This is a genomic window from Bacillus sp. AL-1R, assembly GCF_052180195.1.
Lineage (GTDB): Bacteria > Bacillota > Bacilli > Bacillales > Bacillaceae_G > Gottfriedia.
Genome location: NZ_CP197469.1, coordinates 1,184,843 through 1,204,623, shown reverse-complemented (window position 1 = coordinate 1,204,623; position 19,781 = coordinate 1,184,843). Strand labels below are relative to the sequence as shown.

The following is a 19,781-nucleotide window of genomic DNA, read 5'->3' as shown; positions in this document are numbered from 1 at the left end:
GGTATTCCGCACAAAATCCTAACCATAAGGAAAGAATTGGCAACGGCATATGTATTCGCTTACAGTTAATATTAATATACGAAACTATTTTTGACAATGTTTTTTGAATATTCTGTTTTAAGAACAGGAAATGTGTACTAGATTTGGGCGCTTACTTTTTTACTAGAAAAAGTTTAGGATCGTTTCTTTTATAACGAAAAGCCACAAAGAAAATAATCTACTTGTGGCTTTTCATTTTTTTGAAGACTATCCAAAATTATTGAATACCTAATTCTCTTTTAATACTTTCTAATGTTGCCGACTTGAACTTCTTCAACGGTTTTGGTGCATTGTCTACATCCATATTTTGTTTTAAATAATTCAATTCTACATATTCAAGATCCTTAGCACTAACTTTTCCATCAAAATTTATATCTGCTTCTCGTTTGTCACTACCCCAATATGTTTGGATGTATAATGCATCTAGTATATCGACCACATTATCTTGATTCACATCACCAGCAACCCCATAATCGTAGAATGACCCGGCCATACCATTGTAATATAATAGTAACTGACCTGAGATACTGCCATTCTTATCGAAACCTATTTGAATTTGGCGCTTCATCGTGAAATGTCCAGGCAGTTTCATTTCCCATGTGAATGGTTTATCAGTTATTGGAAGTTTTGAAATTCGATAATCTCCACCTTTACCAATGCTAGAAGTACCATCATACACATTACCATCTGCATCGATTATTCGGATTGATGCACCAAGTTTTGTCCAATCAGGGGTTAATGCTACTCCATACCCTCTTAATGTCCCAAATATTTCTGAGAACGTTGGTTGTATTTTGAAATCCATGCCTGTAGATGAAACAGAAGTCGTTTTGCCTAGTTCATCTGTACAAGATAGTGTCGGATTGATTGATGTACTTAATGTAAATGATGTATCCTTGGCTTTTAATTTCAGATTAATAGCAGTTAAATTCCCGCTAATTGTGCTCGTTCCATTCATTACTAGTTTTACTTTTGACGTGTTACCTGTGGTTGAAACTGTCACCTCGTAGTCACCGTAACTTGCAAGTCCTTCATTACCTTTAGCTTCTACAATCTCAAAGCTTGTCCCAATGTTACTTAAAGTCCACTCTGCTGTTTTAATTTTTTGTACGTTATTTAAATGAAGGGTTGTAGATACTGTCTCCCCCATTTTTACATTTGTTTTGTCAGACATAATTGACGCATATGGTGTGCCTGCTTTAACAAAGTAGTAATTTTTCTTAGGACTAGAATTTTTTGCCCCATCTAATCCATTTACTGTAAATTTCGTAAATGAAGCTGTTTCACTGATTGGCAAATTAAAGTTTGCTATGCCATCATTTCCTACGGGAAGTACAGGATTTCGGTTACCATTAATCGAATAATTAAACGTATTAATCGATTGATTAACATCCATTCCAGAAGCAACCATCTTATCCACTTCATTATCGAAAACTTTAACTTGAACTGGAACTGTTTTTACTCCTGGTTGATATTCATTTACAACAGGTGATTCATTTCCATCTAAAGATGTTGTAATTGTAGGACTAAATGGGTCTACATAAATATCATTTGAAGAGGTAAAAATATTGTCTCGTTCGCTTGTTCCAATCATTTTAATTTTGTAATACCCAGGTTTTGCATAGCTTACTTTAGAAGAAATTGGATGATCTGGATCTCCTGTAAATGCATAGTATTTGCCTTCAAATATTCTTTCTACAAAATAATTCGTACCATCATATAGTGTGTTTACAGGAATAGATTCTAAATATCCTATATCCTGGCCAGTCTTTCCATCTACTACTACTAAATCTAGCCATTTCATCTGAGATTTTAATTTGAAATTTAATCGAACGTGCCAAGTTGCAGAACTGTTTACAGTCTCTTGTAATTGGTATGGTGATATTACATTCGTTGAAAGACCTGTAGAGTCAATTCCTTCTTCAGTAGTTCGTACACTAAAAGGTACCCTGTATTGTTCGTTTTTATCGCTCTGGTTCGTTATGATCAGATACCCTTCATAAACACCAGGTTTAGCTGTCGCTGGGACTTTTATTGAAACAGGTATTTTTGTTGATTCAAATGCCTCTACTGAAATAGTAGTAGGAATAACTAATTTTACTTCATTTGAATTAGCATCTAGAGATCCAGCAGCATCCTTTTGATAATTGACTGCTATATCAAATTTCTTTGCTTTATCTTCAAAATTACGGAAGTTTACCATTTTCTTAATTGATGCATCTTCTCCAGCATAAATGCTACCGTAGCTTAGTCCTCCGGTTACCTCTTTTGTGTTGACAGTTTTTCCATTCATTGTAATAGGCGTTTTATCTTCTACGCTTATTTCCATTCCTGTGTGAACGGCTTGATAAGGATCTACACGTCCTGCTCCTACTTCAAACACACTATATTTATCTGCTAATGGTTTAGCTGTATTCATCAAAATCGTCTTAATATCACCTGGTTGAAGCTTAGGATTTGCTTGTAGTAATAAAGCAGAAATTCCCGTTACATGCGGAGCAGCCATAGATGTACCAGACATTCGATTATAGGCAAACTGATAATTAGATGGATCGTTTTTATAAATGTCATAAGCAGGTACAGTTGATAAAACACTTACTCCTGGTGCTGTGATTTCCGGTTTCATATCATAATTTTGACGTGAAGGTCCTCGAGAACTGAAATAAGCTAACTTGTCTCCATCTGTAAATCCTTCAGTATAATCTTTAAATGTCAATTTGTTATGGCCTGCAGCAATTTGTGCTTTAAAATCCAATCCTTGTTCGTAGCTCATACTAAATGTAGGAATGAAATTTTGATCCTCTCTGACAAAGTTCGTAGGGCCTGCATTTGGTATATTATTATACGCTATTACTCCTAGTGCTCCATGTGCTTTTGCATAAGTAACTTTAGTTTGCGTACCAAGCGTTCCTGTATTGACTAAGACCCATTTTCCATTTACATCTTTATTTTTGTAGTCTGAATCCAGTCCAACTCCTAAATCAACAATGTCCATCGATTGTTGATTAAATGATTTGAGATCAGAGATAAAGTCTGAATAGAGATTGCTTAAATTATAGGATTTGTTTGATACGCCTTCTAAAACTCCCGTATATTTTGCTACAGTTATTGGTGTACTGCTTGCTCCAACAGTCAACGCCAATGCAGCTGCTCCTGGAGAACCAAGTGTATAACTACTAGGTCCACTATTTCCTGCCGATACAACAGCTGTGACACCATTAAGAACCGCATTGTTGATTGCTGTACTCGTTGGATATTGAGGATCATTAATATCAATACCCAATGATAGATTAATAACATCCATCCCGTCCGAAACCGCTCGATCAATCCCAGCTAAGATAGCATCAAGCCCTCCTGTCCCATATGGCCCAAGAACACGATAGCCATATAACTCTGAGTCTGGAGCAATTCCTTTTGCAGCTATACCGCTCGAGTTTTTTGCTCGCCCAGCAATCGTACCTGAAACATGCGTACCATGATCGGTATAGTATGTTACAGCACCTTCCGGAGGCGCCGGACTTCCAGCCTTTATCCAATCATCGTATGTAGTTTCCATCGGATCATTATCATTATCTACAAAATCATATCCACCTTTATAAGCATCTTGTAGATCCGGATGGTGATAATCAATACCAGTATCAATAACTCCAACTTTTACGCCTTTACCCGTAATTCCTTCATTATGTAACTTGTCCACCCCTAAAAATGGAATGCTTTCTATTCTCTTAGTAGACTCTTCTTCCGCACTAGATTTTGATGTCGTTGGTAGTTCAATCGAAACTGTAGCACTTTTATAAACCGCTTTTACGGCGTCCGACTGAAGAAGCGTCTTAACTTCCTTCGCAGGTAGATTCATTGAAACTCCATTGTAGGCTGTTTTAAATGAACGAGTTATTTTATAAGATTTTTTACCACCTTTTTCTTTCGCCTGTGGCAAAATTCTTTCTAAATCGGCTTCAAAAGTTGAATGTTCTTTATTAACGTTATCTTTTGCTTTGGATCCTGTTAGTTCCTTACCTTTAACAGCTGCGTCGAGCATTGCAACTTTTTCAGGCATAGACTTGAACTCGACGATAACAGGAATATCTTTATCTTCATGTAGTTCTTTTTCATCAAAACCATGCAATCCATCACTTTCAGATACTTGAAGTTTAGTCAATGCATCGCGTTCTTCTTTTGATAATGAGGCTAAGATTTGTTCTGCTTTTGTAATTTTTTCAGCAGCATGTACTTTAGACGAGAAACTAGTATATGTATTTAATAGACTACTTGAAACTAAACCTACCCCTAACGTAAGGGCTGAAGCTTTATAAATGAACTTCTTATTCATTCTTTTTTACTCTCCCCAATTAAGAAATTATTTTTAAAAAAATCCTATCCAATTAAAGATTTTTAATATTCAGAATCTTATCTTTACTTCCTTCCCTCCTTATAGATAACTAAGTACAATTTAAATGTATATGCTCCTTTATAAAGAGTAAATTGGGGGATTTTATACGATTTAATCAATTTTCATTAAAGAAAACTGATGTAAAGATATGTATTTAATAATCTAACAACAAAGAATTTTGTATTATTTTTTAGTAAAACCTTATTAAAAATGTCGAAATTTCGTTTTTTCGGAGAGTAAAAGTTGGGTGAATATCAAGAACATTAATCAAAATAGAAAAATAATGAAATTATATTGGATTCCACTTTCTTTTATTTAAATTAGAAAATGACGTGTAATTATGCCCACGTCATTTCTTTCATAATAAGATAGAAAATCAAGGTAGAATTTACCAAAGAATCATCTATAAATCCTTTAAAACTTTAAAAATCTATAAGTATTAATCCACCCCATTTTATATTTATATTGCTCTCAAAACAGCAAATTTGCCCCTAGAATTCCACATACTTAAATTATAACAACTACTAAAACGAAAGCTTGCGTGACATGTTACAAAAAAGGAATAATTTATGGTCCAGATTAATGAATGAATTATATTTTTGCTCCTAATAATTATTTCACACAGAACTAAAAAAAGCTGTCACAAATCAGTTCTACCGATTTGGACAGCTCTTTTTATTGTTAATTTACTTTTTTAATTCTTCCTTCTACCTCATAAACGAAAGGTCTTGGAAGTGATTTAACATAATCTACTGTTGCTTGTAGATCTTCTGGTCCAACTTCTAAATTAGTTGAACGTTCGCCAATACCGTATTTTATATTACCGTACATATAGTTGTTTACTACAACTGAATATTCTTTAGTAGGATCAATTTTACTACCATCCTTTAAAAAGATGTCTACTACCTTTCTAGTTGTTGAATCCCAAGTATATTTAAATCCTGCGATATGGAAATCTAAACCCTTATCTGTAATTTGATTATTTAATACTGCTTCAATGTCTTGTCCGCTAAGCATTACTTTATTTAATACATTTCCAAATGGCTGAATTGCGAATAAATCACCAAATGTAACTTGACCAGCGTTAAGTTGTGCTCTAACTCCTCCACCGTTCATCATTGCGAAGTCAGCATTCATCGCAGCTTTCATCCCATCTGCAATTAAGTTGCCTAGTGCAAAATCGCCATAAGTGTCAGAAGATGGATAGCCCTTTGGTAAAGTTTGCATAGAGTCACCAACAATTTCAGCTTTAATTGGTGCGATTAAATCTTCATATTTCTTCATAATCGTAGAAATCGTTGGGTCAGGTGTATAGTCTTTTTGATAAACTGTTACTACTTCAGCTTCCTTCTTAACAATATCGCCTGTTACAGCATCTAATTCTAAATCTACATTTGAAAATGCAGAGCCATAAGAATAAGCTTGTACGATTAATTTATTATCAACTTCTTTATCATTAAATACATGATTATGAGCAGCAAAAATAACATCGACTTCATCATCAACTTTTTCTGCAATATCAGTTGCATCATATAAATCGGCTTTACCTGTTTGAAGGGTTGGATTATGAGCTAATACGACGATTGCTCCAATTCCTTGTTTTTTAAGAATATCCGTATAATGGTTAATTGCTTCTACCTCATCTCGGATTTCAAGTGTTTCATTTCCTTTTCGTACAATCATATTTGGTGTTTCTTGTGTTACCACCCCGATAAACCCAATCTTTTTACCACCAACTTCTTTGATTGCATAAGGTTCTGTGATTAATTGCCCTGTCGCAGTATCATATGCATTCGCAGCGATAATTGGAAAATTCATTCCATCATATCCTTTTGTCCCCTTTGGATGCTCGCCGCCGTTAATCATTCGCTTTAATTCAGAAATGCCTTCATCAAATTCGTGATTTCCTACTGTACCAACATCAAATCCCATCGCTTCCATTACTTCTACAGTTGGTTCGTCTTGGAATAATGCTGAAATTAACGGACTACCACCAATCATATCCCCTGCATGGACAAGTAATGTATTTGGATTTTCTGCTTCGCGTTGTTTCATTGCTGCTGCTGTGTATTCCATGCTGCCAGCTAATACTTCTTGTCCATTAAGCGTAATTTTTGTATCTGTATCAAGCTGACCATGAAGATCATTTAAGCCTAATAATTGAACCTTGATATTCTCTTTTTTTGCACTATTTAAATCTAATTTAAAAATTCCAAAGCCTGCACTATCAGTTTTATTTGTAAATGCAATATTACTATTAGGCTTTATGAATTCTTCCGCTCTTGGTGAAGTTGTAAATGTTACATTTACATTTCCACTAATTGGTGCGATTGACCAGTTATTATCTGCTGTTGGAGTAATTGTTTTCGATTCGGAAATGTAATCCATTAAGATTTGACGGTTTTCATCAGCAGAATCTACTACAAGCTCGCTACCTTTAACACCTGGGAAATTACCACCGCCACCTGCACGATAGTTATTTGTTACAACGATGAATTCCTGATTTAGATCAATGGGTTGTCCATTATAAGTTAAATTTAGTACGCGGCTTGAATTACTATTAACTAGATTTCCGTTTATATCATACTTTGCTGGTTTTGTTACATCAATTTGATAGTTAACACCATCAATTACATCAAAGTTATAAACAGGGAAAGCTGGATTTAATAATGCTTGTTCTTCTGTTTTATTAGGATCAATTTGATTGTATTTACCTGCCGTCATTTCAATCCATTCTTTAACAACAGAACCCTTTACTTTAATTGCTTTTAACGTATTATCATAAAGATAAAGATCGCCTGCACTTCTTATTGTAAGATCGCCTTTTTTAATCTCAGTATATTCTGCTACACCATTGCGGCCAGCTTTGAATGGTGCTCCTACTGATAAAATTGGTAATTCTTTATATTCTGGTTTCTTTTCAGCAATATATTTTTCAACATACCATTTTTGTGCATTTGTAACAACTTGAATCGATGGATCATCTTGGATTAATGAAAAGTAACTATGAATATCATCTGTAGTTGTTCCAATTGGTGTATTTACATACTTAACTGTTGCATCATGATTTGGTTTAATAGCATTTACGATTTCTTGATCTGGATCTACTGTACTCTCGGTTTTTGTTTTACCAGTAATAGGATCTTTTACATCAGCCCAAATTTCTCTAGTAGAAGACTGAGAGTTTACTACTAACCATTTTCCTTTTTCTTTTTTTAGCGTTAAGTCAATTAACCCTAATGAACCACCGCCATATCCTGCTTGAACTGCTGGTACACCATTGATTGTACCTTTTGCATTATCAACACCCGCTAAAGGTTTTTTATCTGGACCTAAAAATAATGCATCAAGTGTAGCCTCTGTTTTTGCTGGAAAGACTTTATGTGTATGAGAAAATGTAATCGCATCAATACCAGGTACTTCACTTAATGAATAAATAACGTCTTCTGTATTTTCTTTATTCACATTAAATCCTGAGTGAGTCATTGCGACAATTACGTCTGCACCGTCTTTTCTCATTTTAGGAATGAATTTTTTAGCTGTTTCTACTATATTTTTAGTAATAACTTTTCCATCAAGATTTGCCTTGTCCCACTCATTAATTTGCGGTGGTACAAACCCAATAAAGCCGATTTTAATAACTTGCTTCTTCCCTTGTTCATCAATTACTTTTTTCTTAATAATTTTATATGGATTAAATTTATTTTGATCATTATTAGGATTGTTATCGTGATCATCTGCGTAAACGTTTGCATTTATGTACGGAAAATCCGCATCATTATATGCTTCCTTTAAAAAGTCTAACCCATAATTAAATTCATGATTACCTAAAGTCGCAATATCATAACCCATTATGTTCATTGCTTTAAATACAGGATGAACTTCTCCTTTTTTTAATGGGTCAATTTTAGCTTCATAAGTTCCGAGTGGAGTACCTTGTATTAAGTCCCCATTATCAACTAATACATTATTTTGAACTTCTTTTCGAGCTTGCTTTACTAAAGTAGCAGTTTTAGCTAAGCCAACTTTTTCATATTCTGCATCCTTGTAGTAATCATAGTTTAATAAATTTGTATGGATATCTGTCGTTTCCATAATTCGGAAATTTACTAAATCCTTCTCACCTTTTTTCTTGGATGCAAGTACATTTACAGGCTCAGCCTTTTTTGGTGTAGCATACGCCGGCGTACTCATAACTGACAAACTTAATAAAGATAAAGCTAACGAAAATGATAACGCTTTCGTATTTGTGCGATTCTTTCTCCTCATTATTATTCCCCTTATGTGTTTATTAGGATTTCGTTAAAAATCATTCCCGAAAATTATTATAAAATTAAAATAGGTTAAAATATATTTAATTATACTTAAACGATGTTAACGATTTCTTAAGGAGAAAAAATGAATTTAGACCATTTAGCCTATATTGTTGATGTTTCGAAAACTAAATCACTATCTATGTCAGCAAAAAACCAACATATTTCTGTTTCGGCAATCTCTCAAGCTATAAATAATTTAGAAGAAGAATTTGGTTTTAAAATTTTTACTCGTTTACGACAAGGAACGTTTCCAACACCAGAGGGAGAGAAATTAATAGAAAAATCCCTTAATGTGCTAGCACATGCAGAAAATTTAAAACAGTTAGCAATAAACAGTAATGAAATACAAAATGAGATTACAATCGCTTCTGTTCCTGGACTAATGCACTATATAGTAAATTTAATCAAACTGATTAAAGATGTAAATCCAAAGTCAAAAATTAAAGTTCATGGAAAAAATTCATTAGATATTTTAAATGATGTAAAAGAAAAAAATTTACGTTTTGGTTTAATTTGGATATACGATGAATTAATAAAAAAGAATAAAGAAATGGTCTTCGATATCTTTCAAGAAGTTAAAATTAATGTTTGTGTGAGTAAAAATCACCCATTTGCTGATTGTAAACAATTAACAATAGACGATTTAACAAACGAAACTTTAGTTGTTCATGATGAGCATTATTTGAAATGGTATTATGAAGAGTTTTTAAAAAATAAGACTGACATATTATTCACGTCAAATAATCTCGATAGCATTAGAAGTGCTGTCAAAGAAAATGTTGCGATCACCATTGGCACAGACTTTGTTGTACAAAATGAAGCACTCATACAATCTGGGGAAGTCATTGCCATCGAATTGATTAATCCTTTTCATCGTCCTTTTTATGTTGGATGTGTTCGAAATCAGTATCCTCCTCTTTCATCTGATGATAAAAAGTATATTGATGAATTAAGAAGTGAATTTAATAAAAAAAGCTGATTATGCTAGAAGATTAAGTGATGAATTAATGACTTTAATTACTGGTAAAAGAGTAGAATATACGATCCAAATAGAATGATACATTATAAAAATATTAAGCAAAAAATTTAAAATATCGTACTCATTTCAACAATCTAAAAAGAACCTAATCTTTTTTTAATTAGGTTCCTTTTAATCTGTTTCACTTATACATGTACCTCAGAAGAAACAACTCCTATTTCAAGTGCCGATGTCAATCCTTCGTACGTTGCTTCTTCAATTGTGCGAGGAGCAAGACAGTCTCCTATTTGTCTAACGACTGGAGCCATATGTTTCACTTGTTCATATAGCTCATTATTAGGAACACGTCCCATCGCAAGTACAATCGTATCCCACTCGTCTATTAATTCCGTCTCATGAGTAAAAAGATTCCTCACTTTGACTTGATTATTATGAATACCACCAAAATCAAAATGCGGGCGAACGTCCACTTTTAATTGATAGAGTCTTTTTAGGTATTCATTAACTAGATATGAATGTAATTCTTTGCCAATGTGTACTTTAGCGGAAAACAAGGAAACGTCGTGATTTTTCTCTTTTAAATGGATAGCAGCTTCTATACCTGGCCAATCGCCAATTAAATCAAAAACTAGCACACGTCTTCCGATTTGTATAGCGTTTCCGCTGAAAAGGTCATCGACTGTTATGATTCTTGGATCACCAATGCCTTCTACATGTGGAAAATATGGTCTAGAGCCTACCGCGCAAATGATTACATCAGGTTTTATTTCTGATATTTTCTCAAGCGTAATTTTTGTTCCTAGTTGGACGGTAATCTTGCTATTTGATAGCTTTCTTATATAATTGTCTAACATCGTTTCAGCTACTTCATGGCGCATCGGAGCTTTTCTCATTTTTCTTAGAAGTCCACCAATTTCATCACTTTGTTCAACTAATATTACATCATGACCTTCACCATCGGCAGTTAAGGCAGCATGTAATCCAGCAGGACCTGCACCAATGACAAGTACTTTTTGTTTTACCTTAACACTTTGAACAAGTGGCAATAATTCTTTTTCTTTACCTGCCATCGGATTTTGCACGCATCCGATTGGCAGTCCTTTAGAGTAGTGACCAATACAAGCTTGAATACAGCCTAAACATGCATCAATTGAATGTAAGTCACCTTTCATTGCTTTATTCGGTAATTCAGGATCAACGATTAAAGCTCGTGTCATGCCAACAACATCCGCTTTTCCTGAACCAACTATTTTATCAGCTTCCGACGGGTCTATAATTCGGGAGCCGACAAACACTGGAACTGCTCCTGCCATCCGAATTTTAAATGAATGTGACGAATTATAAGCATGTTTGATTGGAGAGGGTGGAACAATATGAGTTGATCCTGCGTATGTACTTGAGTCACCAGATGTTACATTTATAAAATCTACTCGAACATTTTCAACTAAATGCTCAACGATTTTCACAGCGTCTGATACATTTGTGCCGTCCATTGTCATTTCATCTGCACTCATTCGAATCCCTACAGTAAAATCTTCACCAACCTGTTCCCAAATACTTTGTACTATTTCTACTATAAAACGCATTCTATTTTCAAAGGTTCCACCGTATTCATCAGTTCGATAGTTAGTATGGCTTGACCAAAATTGAGCTGGTAAATAACCATGGGAACAACAAACTTCTACACCGTCCAGACCAGCTTTTTTAGCTAATAAGGCTGAATAAGCATACCCCTTTATAACATCTTTAATTTCATCAATGTTCATAGGTCTAGGCATGATTCCAAATCGAAAACTTGGCTCCGAAGAAGGTGCCCAAGCAGCATTACGGTAATCACTTGATACTACTTCTCTACCTCCATGAAATAGTTGACTAAAAACTTTCGTGCCATATTGATGAAGTTGTTTTGCGATTTCACTATATGCTTGTACCACTTTTTCATCAAATCCTGCTATCGTATGTGAAGTAAGCATGCCCGATGGGTGAACTGCAGCTGCTTCAAGAATAATCAGTCCCGCCCCACCCTTCGCACGAGCAACATGATAGGCAGTCATTTCTTGCGTAGGAATGCCATTTTCTACATAATTAGTTTGATGTGCGGTTGATAAAATTCTATTTTTAAGTTCAGTATGTCCAATAGTCACTTTTGAGAATAGGTGTTTAAATTGAGTCATAATTGACCACTTCCTTTCTCCTAAAATACACCTTTATACATTTTCTCGGAAATTAGTAAGGATGCGGTCATTCTTTTCTACTACAAACTTAGGTCTTCTAGTCACTTTACTGACTATTAGCGTGACAGCAAAATTAATAACCATTACAACTAAACCAACATCGATATCTTGTATGACATGAGGAAACGCTGGAAACAAAGTTGCTAGCGTTGTGCCAGTTGTGGTGGAATAAGTAACTGCAGCAACTCCAACTATGATGCCTGTGGCCACTCCTTGAACTGTTACCGGATTTTTTTTCCAAAGACTAAAATACAATGCTGGGAATAACTGCGCCATAAAGCTATATGCCATAATATACAGAGTCATAATTGTATTTCCACCGTTTAACGTAAAGTAGAGTGTTACTAGCGCAAGTATAGGGACTAAAACCCTAGTTAATTTAACAAGCTGATCGTCTGTTGTATTTGGTTTCAATGCTTTGTAAACATTTTTAGAGAGGATCGTGGCAGCGGATGTTAATACTAATGAACTTGGAATAAGTGCAGCTAAAGCTCCTGCAGCGCCAATGACACCCACAAACCAAGGATCAAATGATATCTTCGCGAGTTTAAATAATGCTAAATCTACATCTCCACCTTTTAATGATGGAACTTGAAGAATAGCAGCGAATCCAACAAATAAAGAAAAGACAATTATGATTTGATAGATTGGCATAAATGCAGCATTCCAGCGAAGTGCTTTTGCACTCTTTGAAGAGAAAATCCCCATGAGCATATGAGGAAACATATAGAACGAAAGAGCTAACATGATACTAGTTGTAATAAACCAAGAGACACTTAGACCTTTTTTGGGAAATATCATCAAATCAGGTTTTGCAGTTTGAATCGCCTCAAACATTGACTGAAAACCACCATAATAATGTACAGGAAAATAAATTCCTACAAAGATGACAACAAATAAAATCAGCGTATCTTTAATAACAGCAGTCCAAGCTGAACCATGAATTCCCGAAACTGTTACATAAATTGTTATTGCAACTACAGCAATTGTTATAGCCATACTCTGCGAGATTTTTCCGTAAGAAGCCTCTGAAACAATAATACCTAACCCTTTTAGCTGCATTGTCAAATATGGAATAATAGAAATGATACTTATGACTGAAACGAGAACTCCAAGCGCTGAACTATTATACTTTTTTGTATAAAAATCAGATTGTGACACAACATTATTTTCCTTTGCATACTTCCAAACAGGAGGTAATAGCCAATAAGCTACAACAAAATAAAAGGCATTAAAAGCATATACTGCTGGCATTCCAAACGAATAGGCACTTCCCGATGCCCCCATAAAAGTAAATGTCGTAAACATTTCTCCAGCCAGTAAAAGAAAAACGAATAGTGATCCAAAGCCTCGTCCACCAATTGACCACTGCTCAAAAGTCATCTCTTTACCTTTACGTGCTTGTAAACCTAACCAAATCGATAAAGCTAAAAAGCCAAGAATTACGATTAATGCCGCATTCACTATTCATCCCCTCCCTTATTAGCAGGATCCAGTTTATTTACGACTAATAAAAAGATAGATGTAAGAAAAACCCATAGAATCGTCCAAAAGAGAACAAATGGCATTCCTAGAACATATGGCTCAACTTTATTAATAACTGTGAGCGATCCAATTGCTGGTACTGCACTTAATATATACAGTAATTTTTTCATTTGATACCCTCTCCTTCTATTTCCTGGGACTAGATAAATATGAAAAATACAGTTGATAGATTAAGATAATAGCTAGAAATAAAACGTTTTCAAAATATTAAACTAAAACTTAACCGATCGCTTCTTTAATCATCTCATGGAAATGTTGCATCGCATTCTCTGTAGGAGAAAAAATACCATTTTCAAATGCTTGAGAATGTAAACCAGTTTGTAATAACTCTACTAAATCAAAATCCTCTTCTCGCACTTGATCCACAAATTTAATCATTTCCTCTTCTTCTTTTGTAATTTCTTCATTCATAAAGAAATAGCGATATACTGCAAGCGTTTGGTTGGCATCTATTGGAATCAGTTGTGTTGTTGTCATATTTCCACTTCCAGGAAATACACTCAACATCATATTTGGCCAAATCCAGTAGAACCGTGTTAAGCTATCATCTTGGTCTTTAACATTTGAACACTGGTATGAGAATTTATCACAAGGCACAATGCTGTAATTGGATAAATCAAATGTTTTTGAAAATGATGGATGTGCAACTGGACAATGATCGCACTCTAAGAAATTATCAACTACAGCTTTCCAATTTGCCTTAATCAGACGACGGTTTTCTTTTACTAATTTTAATGAATCCATAAAAGGATAACGACTTAGTTCGTTTACTAACTCTCCATATTCAACAGAAAATGCTAGAGCTTTCCTATTTAAGTTAACAAATATCATCGAGCGATGTACTTCTAATTGAATCGATTTCAAACAGTTATATTCTCCTAGATCAATATTTTTAAAGTTTGGTGCTCGATTGACTTGACCATCTAATTTAAAGGTCCATCCATGATAAATACATTGTAGGACTTTTTTATTTCCTGAATCACTTTGCTCCACTTTTGTACCACGATGCGGGCAAATATTATAAAAAGCGCGTATTTTACCATCATTAGCATGTGTAACCAAAATCGATTCACCAGCAACTTCAAACGTGAAAAAGTCACCAACGTTTTTAACCTGACTAGTGTGACCTACGAAGATCCAATTTTTACTGAAAATCTTTTTTCTCTCCGTATCGAACACCTCTTGGCTCACATAATTTTTATACGGCAATGAAGTTTCTAAAGTATGTGTTTCCCTTGTAGACATAATAATGATTCCTCCTTTTAGCTTTATCATTATTTGGATTTCATTTGAAACTGAATCCATCCTTTATTAATTTAATTAAGCAAGATTTGTGCCAATTTTGCATTACCTTTTACGAAAGGAGATAACACTATTTATCTATTTCCAAATCAATCTAATTGTCTTATAATTTACTCAATTCAGTCAATTTTAACTCAACTTACTAATTTTTAGATTAACAATGATTCAGAGGAGGTATACGTTTTGACGAATACTACAAATGACAAGAAAAAAATTGAGATTAGTAATGAGATCCTACATAAGATTTTGGACAATTCTCCTAATGAATTTTATGTACTTGATAAAGATGCCCGTATTGTGTACATGAATAAAGCTTGTGAAAGACATTATGGAATCAAACTGAAGGACGTAGTAGGAAAATCAAACGATGAATTAATTTCAAAAGAATATTGGAAACCACTTATTCTCCCACGCTTACTGAAAGAAAAGAAAACAGTCATAATGAAACAAATAAGTTATGTAGGAAAAGAAATCATCACAACTGCAATTCCGTTACTAAATGATCAGCAAGAAATTGAGCTAATTATCACAACTTCACAAGATGCAAGCTATAAGGACTTATACATACCTGATGAACAGGAATGTAACGAAGCTGATCAAGCTGCGATTTATAAAAACAATATCATTACAAATAACAAGGAAATGAGTAATATCGTTAAAATTTGTGAAAAAGTTGCTAAAGTAGATGCAACCGTATTAATTCAAGGTGAATCTGGTACAGGAAAAGGCGTAATCGCAAAATATATCCATCAGAAGAGCAATCGAAGTAAAGCTCCTTTTTTATCTTTAAACTGTGCAACTATTCCTGAAGAACTACTAGAATCAGAACTTTTCGGATATAGAGATGGGGCATTTACTGGGGCAACAAAGGGGGGCAAACAGGGACTTTTAGAACTTGCAGACGGTGGAACCGTATTTTTAGATGAAATTGGAGATATATCACCAAAAGTTCAAGCAAAACTTCTAAAAGTTATTCAAGAATTTGAATTTATGCCTGTTGGAGGCAAACAATCTAAAAAAGTCAATATCCGTATCCTTTCTGCAACAAATCGAAACTTATATGAAATGGTGCAAAATAAGGAATTCAGAGAAGACTTATATTATCGCCTTCATGTCGTTAATATAAAGATTCCACCATTACGAGAAAGAAAAGAAGATATCATTCCACTAACCTATCATTTCCTATCAGAGTTTAATCGCAAACACCACTTAAATACGATCATTTCTGAAGAAGCTTTGAATACATTTTACAACTATTCATGGCCGGGAAATATACGACAATTAGAAAATATGCTTGAAAGCCTCGTCGTGACTAGTGATGGCATTATAAAAATTGAGGATTTGACTGACCTGTTAATTGAAAATAAAAAGGAAAGTTCAACCAAAGAAGAAATTAGCGATTGTTCGCTTATCGCTTCACTAGAGGAAGTTGAGAAAAACATTGTGATTAATTCCTATACAAAATATAGAAATACAAGAAAAGTAGCAGAAGACTTAGAGATTAGTCAGTCAAAAGCAGCAAGATTAGTTCGTAAGTATTGTAGTGAATTAGACTTCTATAAATAGAGAGTTACAAATAAAAGATGGTGTCTAAATGTACAAGGGCACCATCTTTTATTTAGAAATATTCGCATAGGTAAGCAGTATCGTGTCAAGTTCAATCTACGCTGGAATTAATTTTAAAAAAAGCTATAAAATTAAATGAAAACCGCCTCCGTGATCCCTCTCTTTAGTATTTTTACAAAAAAAAGAGAGCGTCCCATGCGACAAATGAGACACCCCCTCTTGTTATTTTATGAAAACCGAACCTATTACATTTGATCCATATAAACTGTTTTCACCTGTGTATAAAAGTCTATTGCTGTCTTTCCTTGTTCACGTGAACCAGTACTTGAACTTTTGCAGCCGCCAAAAGGCACTTGTGGCTCCGATCCTGCTGTCTCATTGTTTATGTGTACTAGTCCAACCTCAATATCTTCTACAAAACGCTGTGCGATTGTAAAATTATTTGTACAAATTGCTGCGCTTAAGCCATATTCAGTATCATTCGCCATGTCTACCGCTTCTTCATAGTTTTTCACCTTAAAGAGCGCTATAACTGGTCCGAAAATTTCTCCTCGAGCAATACGAGCATCAGGTGAGACATTTTCAAAGATAGTAGGCTGTACATAGAACCCATTTTTCAGTTCATCTTCCGCTGGAACTTCACCACCATATAATAAAGTGGCTTCATCTTTTCCTGCTTCAATCATAGCGAGCACGCTGTCTAGTTGTGTTTGAGATACCGCAGGACCAACATATGTATCTTCATCGAGTGGGTTACCGACTTTTAATGTCTTCGTACGTTCTACAAGTCTGTCACGAAATGCTTCATAAATTGACTCTTCGACAATGACCCTACTCGTTGCTGTACATTTTTGACCGGTAGATCTGAAAGCACCGCTTACAGCTATTTCAACTGCTTTTTTGATATCTGCATCGGCAAGAACAATCAGTGGATTTTTCCCACCTAATTCCATCTGAACTTTCTTTCCTTTTGCTGACGCCTTCTGCTGAATCTGATTTCCTACTTGATTTGAACCTGTAAAAGAAATCGCTTTAATATATGGATGTTCAACTAATTCAGTTCCAACAACCGATCCTCGACCAAATACACAATTTACAACCCCTGCTGGAATACCAGCCTCATCAAGGGCTTTTATTACATGATATACTGATTTTGGTGTCAAATCCGCTGGTTTAATAACTACCGTATTTCCGTAAACAAGTGCTGGCGCCATTTTCCATACAGGTATTGCAATAGGAAAATTCCAAGGAGTAATTAATCCAATTGGTCCTATTGGTGTACGAGTTGTATATAAGAATGTATTTGGATTACCCGAAGGAATCACTTCTCCAACCGGCTGTCTAGCTTCTCCTGCAAAATATTCAAGAATGCTGATCGCTCGTTGCGTTTCACCAATACCTTCTGCAAGTGTTTTTCCTTCTTCTAGCGCTAGATCACGTCCTACTTCATGGACTCTTTCTTTTAATATATCAGCTGCTTTTTGAAGATATGAAGCTCGTTGTTGATATGAAAGTTTCTTCCACGACTGAAAGGCCGTTTTGGCAGCAAGAATACCTTCACGTGCATCTTCAACAGAACTTGAAGGAAATTCGCCTAATGACTCTCCATTATGTGGGCTATTATTTTCCCGATATTCCCCTAAAGTGGGTTGTTTCCATTGTCCATTAATATAGTTTGCAAAACGCATGTCTTTTCCCCCAATTAGATTATTTTTATACTAATAGAGCCCATTTTTAGCAATCTATTTTATTTGCTATAAAGTAAATTCAATTTAGACTTGTCTTGACCAACAGATAAAATTTTTGGATTTGTTACAACTTCGATCACAGCTGGACGACCTGATGCAAGTGCCCTTTGTAGCGCTGGTGCAAAATCAGAATTTTTTTCGACCTTTTGTCCGAATGCACCAAACAATTTTGCAAGTTCAGCAAAATTCGGGTTAGATAGCTCTGTTCCAATTACTCGATCTGGAAAATGTTTTTCTTGATGCGTACGAATCGTTCCATACAAATTGTTGTTCACTACAATTGAAATGACTGGAATGTTGTAGCGCACTGCTGTTTCGATTTCCTGCAGTGTCATCATGAATCCCCCATCTCCTGAGAAGGAAACAACTGTTTTATGTGGCTGTGCTAGTTTTGCACCAATCGCAGCAGGTAACCCATATCCCATCGCTCCAGATGTTGGTCCGACATATGTATTTTCATGCTCAAAGCGATAATATCGAGAAAGCCATCCAAAGAAATTCCCTGCATCATTCGTAATAATCGTATCTTTTGGAAGATGCGATACGATATCATACATAAATCCATCCATGTCTACATATTCGTCTGTGTAATCTTCCTTCGCCTTTGAAAAGTTCATGTATTCGCTATGCAGCTTTTCTACATGCATTTCATCTGAAGATAATGGTGTTGATAAGGAAGCTGTTACTGCTTCCTCTAAAAAAACTTTCGCATCAGCTGTTACTGCTAAAGAAGGAGCGTAAACTTTTCCTATTACATCCTCTGAAATATCAATGTGAATCAGTTTTCCTTTTCCTGAAAGCAATGAATAATCCTGCGTTCCTACTTGTGAAAATCTTGTACCTAGTGCGATAACCAAGTCTGCATTGTCAATCGCTTCAAGTAAATACTTCGGAGTCCCAAAGCCAAGCCAGCCCGCATAACAAGAATGAGAGTTTGGAAATGCATCAAATCTACGGAATGCAGTAACGACTGGTATTTGAAGAGTTTCAGCAAATTTAACTAGTAATGGAACAGCTTGCGAGCGAATTACCCCTCCGCCTGCTATAAGAATCGGACGATTTGCGTTTTGAATCATTTCTACTACATGAAGAACGCTCTCTTTATTTGGGCGAGTTGGCTGAGACTGATACACCGTGCTCTCCACCATTTCGGCAGTGTCTTCAAGCATGTCATGAGGTAATGCAACTAACACAGGACCTGGGCGACCTGAACGAGCAATATGAAATGCACGATGTAAAAGTTCTGGTATTCGTTCTACTCGATCAATCTCTACTGTCCATTTGCATAAATGGCTAAACATCCCTACTAAATTGACTTCTTGAAATGCTTCTTTTTCTTTAAATGGGCGCTCCACTTGTCCAATTAGCGCAACTAGCGGCGTAGAATCCTGACTAGCAGTATGAATGCCAATCGCCAGGTTCGAAGCTCCTACTCCACGAGTTGCCATACAGACGCCTACTTCACCAGATGCTTTCGCATAGCCTTCCGCCATAAACGAAGCTCCACCTTCGTGCCTAGCTGAAATCAACTTAATTTCTGGATGCTCATATAACGCATCCATTACTCCTAGATAACTCTCACCGGGTACACAAAAAACATTTTTTACCCTTTCCTTTGCTAAAACTTTGACGACTGCTTTTCCTCCACTAATTTTCATTGCT

The 19,781-nt window shown here is 35.2% G+C and carries 10 protein-coding genes; 2 read left to right on the top strand and 8 right to left on the bottom strand.

Going from position 1 to position 19,781, the window contains the following annotated elements; all coding sequences use genetic code 11:
* Positions 1-256 precede the first annotated feature (256 nt).
* A complete protein-coding gene (locus ACSBO6_RS05560) occupies positions 257-4,369 on the bottom strand; it encodes a S8 family serine peptidase (RefSeq protein WP_498844317.1) in 4,113 nt (1,370 codons plus the stop codon).
* Between the two features lie 741 nt (positions 4,370-5,110).
* Positions 5,111-8,698, bottom strand: coding sequence for a bifunctional 2',3'-cyclic-nucleotide 2'-phosphodiesterase/3'-nucleotidase (locus tag ACSBO6_RS05555; RefSeq protein WP_498844316.1), 3,588 nt, complete (start codon positions 8,696-8,698; stop codon positions 5,111-5,113).
* Positions 8,699-8,827: 129 nt separating this feature from the next.
* Between ACSBO6_RS05555 and ACSBO6_RS05550 the strand changes: the two genes are divergently transcribed.
* Entirely contained in the window at positions 8,828-9,724 is an 897-nt protein-coding gene (locus tag ACSBO6_RS05550) for a LysR family transcriptional regulator (protein WP_498844315.1), read from the top strand.
* A 185-nt stretch (positions 9,725-9,909) separates the two neighbouring features.
* On the opposite strand, the gene ACSBO6_RS05545 is transcribed toward ACSBO6_RS05550, so the two are convergent.
* The 4 genes from ACSBO6_RS05545 to ACSBO6_RS05530 all read right to left on the bottom strand — a co-directional run bounded on the left by ACSBO6_RS05545 (position 9,910) and on the right by ACSBO6_RS05530 (position 14,748).
* Entirely contained in the window at positions 9,910-11,898 is a 1,989-nt protein-coding gene (locus ACSBO6_RS05545) for an oxidoreductase (RefSeq protein ID WP_498844314.1), read from the bottom strand.
* A gap of 33 nt (positions 11,899-11,931) precedes the next feature.
* Positions 11,932-13,422: a sodium:solute symporter family protein gene (locus ACSBO6_RS05540; RefSeq protein ID WP_498844313.1), complete on the bottom strand. Its 1,491-nt coding sequence runs from the start codon at positions 13,420-13,422 to the stop codon at positions 11,932-11,934.
* On the bottom strand, positions 13,422-13,613 hold the full coding sequence (locus ACSBO6_RS05535) for a DUF3311 domain-containing protein (protein WP_498844312.1): 192 nt from the start codon (positions 13,611-13,613) through the stop codon (positions 13,422-13,424). Before ACSBO6_RS05535 ends, ACSBO6_RS05540 begins: the two co-directional genes overlap by 1 nt.
* 109 nt (positions 13,614-13,722) lie before the next feature.
* Entirely contained in the window at positions 13,723-14,748 is a 1,026-nt protein-coding gene (locus tag ACSBO6_RS05530; RefSeq protein ID WP_498844311.1) for an aromatic ring-hydroxylating oxygenase subunit alpha, read from the bottom strand.
* A 240-nt stretch (positions 14,749-14,988) separates the two neighbouring features.
* On the opposite strand from ACSBO6_RS05530, the gene ACSBO6_RS05525 reads away from it, so the two are divergent.
* Complete coding sequence (locus tag ACSBO6_RS05525; RefSeq protein ID WP_498844310.1) at positions 14,989-16,371, top strand: sigma-54 interaction domain-containing protein; 1,383 nt, start codon at positions 14,989-14,991, stop codon at positions 16,369-16,371.
* Between the two features lie 245 nt (positions 16,372-16,616).
* Here the strand turns inward: ACSBO6_RS05525 and ACSBO6_RS05520 are convergent, their stop codons facing one another.
* Both ACSBO6_RS05520 and ACSBO6_RS05515 read right to left on the bottom strand, forming a co-directional pair.
* Positions 16,617-18,059, bottom strand: coding sequence for an aldehyde dehydrogenase family protein (locus tag ACSBO6_RS05520; RefSeq protein ID WP_498844309.1), 1,443 nt, complete (start codon positions 18,057-18,059; stop codon positions 16,617-16,619).
* Between the two features lie 59 nt (positions 18,060-18,118).
* Complete coding sequence (locus ACSBO6_RS05515) at positions 18,119-19,777, bottom strand: thiamine pyrophosphate-dependent enzyme (protein WP_498844308.1); 1,659 nt, start codon at positions 19,775-19,777, stop codon at positions 18,119-18,121.
* Between the last annotated feature and the right edge of the window lie 4 nt (positions 19,778-19,781).

Coding starts and splice junctions, on each gene's coding strand:
- ACSBO6_RS05550 (WP_498844315.1), top strand. CDS start 8,828: ATGAATTTAGACCATTTAGCCTATATTGTTGATGTTTCGAAAACTAAA.
- ACSBO6_RS05530 (WP_498844311.1), bottom strand. CDS start 14,748: ATGTCTACAAGGGAAACACATACTTTAGAAACTTCATTGCCGTATAAA.
- ACSBO6_RS05520 (WP_498844309.1), bottom strand. CDS start 18,059: ATGCGTTTTGCAAACTATATTAATGGACAATGGAAACAACCCACTTTA.
- ACSBO6_RS05535 (WP_498844312.1), bottom strand. CDS start 13,613: ATGAAAAAATTACTGTATATATTAAGTGCAGTACCAGCAATTGGATCG.
- ACSBO6_RS05555 (WP_498844316.1), bottom strand. CDS start 8,698: ATGAGGAGAAAGAATCGCACAAATACGAAAGCGTTATCATTTTCGTTA.
- ACSBO6_RS05560 (WP_498844317.1), bottom strand. CDS start 4,369: ATGAATAAGAAGTTCATTTATAAAGCTTCAGCCCTTACGTTAGGGGTA.
- ACSBO6_RS05515 (WP_498844308.1), bottom strand. CDS start 19,777: ATGAAAATTAGTGGAGGAAAAGCAGTCGTCAAAGTTTTAGCAAAGGAA.
- ACSBO6_RS05545 (WP_498844314.1), bottom strand. CDS start 11,898: ATGACTCAATTTAAACACCTATTCTCAAAAGTGACTATTGGACATACT.